This is a genomic window from Brooklawnia sp., assembly GCF_049651565.1.
GTDB lineage: Bacteria > Actinomycetota > Actinomycetes > Propionibacteriales > Propionibacteriaceae > Brooklawnia.
Genome location: NZ_JBASCI010000137.1, coordinates 1 through 4,123, shown reverse-complemented (window position 1 = coordinate 4,123; position 4,123 = coordinate 1). Strand labels below are relative to the sequence as shown.

General features: G+C 70.2%; 4 protein-coding genes. 3 read left to right on the top strand and 1 reads right to left on the bottom strand.

The window, feature by feature from the left end:
- The coding region (locus WBL05_RS06645; RefSeq protein WP_424224626.1) for a glycosyltransferase at positions 1-366 on the top strand (366 nt) is incomplete at its 5' end.
- Complete coding sequence (locus WBL05_RS06640) at positions 363-1,130, top strand: PIG-L family deacetylase (RefSeq protein WP_424224625.1); 768 nt, start codon at positions 363-365, stop codon at positions 1,128-1,130. The genes WBL05_RS06645 and WBL05_RS06640, both read left to right, overlap by 4 nt.
- Before the next feature lie 10 nt (positions 1,131-1,140).
- On the opposite strand, the gene WBL05_RS06635 is transcribed toward WBL05_RS06640, so the two are convergent.
- Positions 1,141-2,121 carry a ribose-phosphate diphosphokinase gene (locus WBL05_RS06635; RefSeq protein WP_424224623.1) on the bottom strand — a complete coding sequence of 327 codons (981 nt, stop codon included), beginning with the start codon at positions 2,119-2,121 and terminating at the stop codon, positions 1,141-1,143.
- A 167-nt stretch (positions 2,122-2,288) separates the two neighbouring features.
- On the opposite strand from WBL05_RS06635, the gene WBL05_RS06630 reads away from it, so the two are divergent.
- Positions 2,289-4,022 carry a long-chain-fatty-acid--CoA ligase gene (locus WBL05_RS06630; RefSeq protein WP_424224621.1) on the top strand — a complete coding sequence of 578 codons (1,734 nt, stop codon included), beginning with the start codon at positions 2,289-2,291 and terminating at the stop codon, positions 4,020-4,022.
- Positions 4,023-4,123: the final 101 nt, after the last annotated feature.

The window sequence follows — 4,123 nt, the reverse complement described above, 5'->3', positions numbered from 1 at the left end:
GTGCTGTACATCGGCTCGCAGGACCGCGACCAGCTCGCGACCATGCTGCGCGGCGCGGTCCTGCTGCTCAATCCGAGCCGCTCGGAGACCTACGGGTTGATCAACCTCGAGGCGTCGGCGTCGGGTGTCCCGGTGGTCGCGACCCGAACCGGGGGTATGGTCGAGTCAGTCGTCGACGGCGTCACCGGCGTGCTTCTCGACAGCCGCGACCCGCAGGTCTGGGCAGCGGCGGTCCTGGATTTCCTGGTGGACGAGGACCGGCGAGCCCGGTTCGGCCGGGCGGGGCGCGAGTTCGCCGGGCAGCGCAGCTGGGACGTGGTGGGCGCAGAACTCGAAGCTGTCTACCGCAGAGAGGTTCGCCGATGAGGACGCCACTGGACGTGCTGGCAGCCGCCCCGGGTGACCAGGTCTTCCCGCTGTTCGTGCACGCCCACCCCGACGACGAGACGCTGGACACCGGTGCGCTGCTGGGGTGGCTGGCCGACCGGAACGTGCACGTCGAACTGCTCACCTGCACCCGGGGGGAGCAGGGCGAGGTGGTCGAAGGGGTGCTGCCCGCCGGTGTCACGCAGGCTGACCTGGTCCTGGTCCGCCAGCACGAGTTGCAGTGCGCGAAGAAGCTGTTGGGGATCCGGGAGCATGACGTGCTGGGCACCCCGCCGGCCCGGGCCGCCGACCTGCCGGCCCGCAACTATCACGACTCGGGCATGCGCTGGTTCGCCGAGGGGCTGGCCGGCCCGGCCGACCTGGCCGATCCGATGACGCTGACCGCCGCCCCGCTCACCGAACTGGTGGCCGACCTGATGGCGCTGATCGAACGGGTGCACCCGACGGTGCTGGTGACCTGCGACAACGCCGGCAGCTATGGCCACCCCGACCACCTGCGCGCCCGCGAGATGACCGTGGCCGCGGCGCGGCAGGCCGGGTTGCCGGTGGTCGAGTTCGCCTCCCGCGACGACGCCGGCGGCTTCGAGTGGTTCGAGCTGCCCGAGCAGCGCAGCCGGGTGGTCGATGCGCTGCGCTGCTACGCCACCCAGCTCACCGTGCACGACGACCACGTCATCCACGTCGGCGGGCAGCGCGGCGAGATCAGGCTGCGGGTCGGGCTGCGACGCGTCCCGCAGTCGTAAGCGGGACGGTTCAGAACAGACCCTCGGGCGCGTTCGGTGGCGCATAGACCGGATCGACGTCGGCGAACATCTTGCTCACCGACCGGCCCCGATGGATGCGGTCGATCGCCTCGGCGAACAGCGGCGCCACGCTGATCACCGTCAGCTCCGGCCAGTTCACCGGCGGCGGCACCGTGTTCGTGGTCACCACCTGCGAGATGAAGGACGCACCGCGCAGCCGCTCCACCGCCCGTCCGGCGAACAGTCCGTGGGTGCAGGCGATGGACGCCGACAGCGCCCCGAAGTCCTTCAGCCGCTGGCAGATCTCGACCACCGAGCCGCCGGTGGCGATCTCGTCGTCCAGCACGATGGCGTTGCGGCCGGCCACGTCGCCGACGATCGAATCCACCACCACCCGGTCATCGGCCAGCCGCCGCTTGCTGCCAGCGGCCACCGGCAGGCCCAGCAGCCGGGCGAACTGGGTGGCGTTCTTGGCGTTGCCGAGGTCGGGGCTGACCACCACGGAGTTGCCCAGGTCGGTCTGCTGGAAGTGCTCGGCCAGCACCCCCAGCGCGGTGAGCTGGTCGACCGGGCAGCGGAAGAAGCCCTGTACCTGGGGTGCGTGCAACTGCATGGTCAGCACCCGGGATACCCCGGCGGTGACCAGCAGGTCGGCCACCAGCCGGCCACCCAGCGAGATCCGGGAGGCGTCCTTCTTGTCGGAGCGGGCGTAGGCGTAGTGCGGGATGACCGCGGTGATCTGGCTGGCCGAGGCGCCGCGGGCGGCGTCCACCATCAGCAGCAGCTCCATCAGGTGCTCCTGGGTGGGCGGCACCAGCGGCTGGATGATGTAGACGTCGCGCTGGCGGACGTTGACCAGCAGCTGCACCTGCAGGCAGTCGTTGCTGAATCGGCTGATCCGGGTGGGTGACAGTCGGCTGCCCAAGTGGTCGCAGATCTCCTGGGCCAATCGTTGGTGCGCCGACCCGGAGAAAACGACGATGTCCTTCACGTCCGCCAGACCCCTTCCGTGCAGGCAGCGTCTGCTGCAGCCCAGACTAGTGCCGAATCGCACCCGATTGCCGCCAGGGCCGCCGGACCGGACGCCCGGCGGGCCGGCCGGCCCCGGCCTGGATCGCGTTTCCTACGGCCCCGTAACCACTGTGGAAGAATCGCCCCATGGCCCACGACGAAACCCAGCCGGACGACCAGTTGCCGCCGTGGCGGCGGACCACCGAGGACGGTGCTCCCTACTGGACGAAGAACTACCAGCCCGGCGTCCCGATCGACATCGAGTTGCCCACCGAGTCGCTGTGCTCGCTGCTCGACACCGCAGTCAGGCAGGGCGGCAGCCACGTCGCCACCCAGTTCTTCGGCGCCGAGATGACCTACCGCGAACTCGGTGACCGGGTGGCCCGGGCCGCCGAGGGGTTGCGCCAGCTCGGGGTGCACGCCGGTGACCGGGTGGCCATCCTGCTGCCGAACTGCCCCCAGCACCTGATCGCCTTCTACGCCATCGTCCGGCTGGGAGCTGTGGTGGTGGAGCACAACCCGCTGTACACCGCCCCCGAGCTCGAGAAACTGTTCGAGGACCACGGCGCCCGGGTCGCGATCAGCCTGGACAGCGCCATCGACAAGCTCAACGAGTTGCCGGTCTACGTGCGTCCCACCCACATCGTCGCGGTGAACCTGCTGAAGGCCTTTCCCCGGCACCTGCAGATGGCGCTGCGGCTGCCGTTGCCCGGCCTGCGGGCCAAGAAGAAGGCGCTGACCAGCGGCACCAGGGGGACGATGAGCTGGGAGAAGCTGGTCGACCACTCACCGATCAGCCGGCGCCACCCGCGTCCCGAGGTACACGACCTGGCCGCGATCCAGTACACCTCGGGCACCACCGGACGCTCCAAGGGCGCCATGCTCAGCCACTTCAACCTGTACTCCAACGCCCGGCAGGGGGAGGCGTGGATGCTCGGCGCCGAGCCGCGGCGGGAGACCAGTTACGCCGCGCTGCCGATGTTCCACTCGTTCGGTGTCACCGTGCACACCACCTACGGCGTGCTCAAGCAGGCCCGCCAGGTGCTCTTCCCGCGGCCCGACACCGACCTGATCGTGGCCGCGGCGAAGAAGCGGCCGCCATCGATCTACTGCGCGGTGCCGGCGCTGTACCAGAAGACCGCCGAGAAGGCGCTGGAGCAGGGCATCTCGCTGGCCTCGGCACGCTGGTGCATCTCCGGCGCGATGGCCCTGGTGGAGGAGACCCGGGAGCTCTGGGAGTCGGTTTCAAGCGGCCTGCTGGTCGAGGGCTACGGGCTGACCGAGGCGTCCCCGGTGGCGCTGGGCAACCCGTTCCACCCCAGCCGCCGCCCGGGCACCATCGGCGTCCCGTTCCCGTCCACCCTGATGAAGGTGGTGCAGACCGACGACCCGACCACGGAAGTCGGCGTCGATGAGCCCGGCGAACTGCTGATCAAGGGGCCGCAGGTCTTCCAGGGCTACTGGCGCGACCCCGAGGAGACCGCCCAGACCCTCGTCGACGGCTGGCTGCGCACCGGTGACGTGGTGACGGTCGACTCCGACGGTTTCACCACCATCGTCGACCGCAAGAAGGAGATCATCATCACCGGCGGCTTCAACGTCAGCCCCACCGAGGTGGAGCAGACGCTGCTGCGCAACGACGCGATCGCCGACGTGGCGGTGGTCGGGCTGCCCACCGGGCAGGGCGACGAACAGGTGATCGCCGCGGTGGTGCCCGCCGAGGGTCACAGCGTCGACAACGAAGCCCTGCGGGCCTGGGCGAAACAGTCGCTGGCCGCCTACAAGGTGCCGCGCCGGTTCATCGAGGTGGACGACCTGCCGCGCTCGATGCTGGGCAAGGTGCTGCGCGGCCAGGTGCGCAAGGAGATCGCCGACCGGTGAGCCGGACGCGCAGGAGGCACCCGGAGCCGGACGCGTCCCGGCTACCGGTCGTGGCGGGAGAGCGCCCGGCCGCCGACCAGATGACCGACGTGGTGGTGGTC

What these genes read in the sequence shown, in the direction of transcription:
- WBL05_RS06640 (WP_424224625.1), top strand. Translation starts at nt 363, where the DNA reads ATGAGGACGCCACTGGACGTGCTGGCAGCCGCCCCGGGTGACCAGGTC.
- WBL05_RS06630 (WP_424224621.1), top strand. Translation starts at nt 2,289, where the DNA reads ATGGCCCACGACGAAACCCAGCCGGACGACCAGTTGCCGCCGTGGCGG.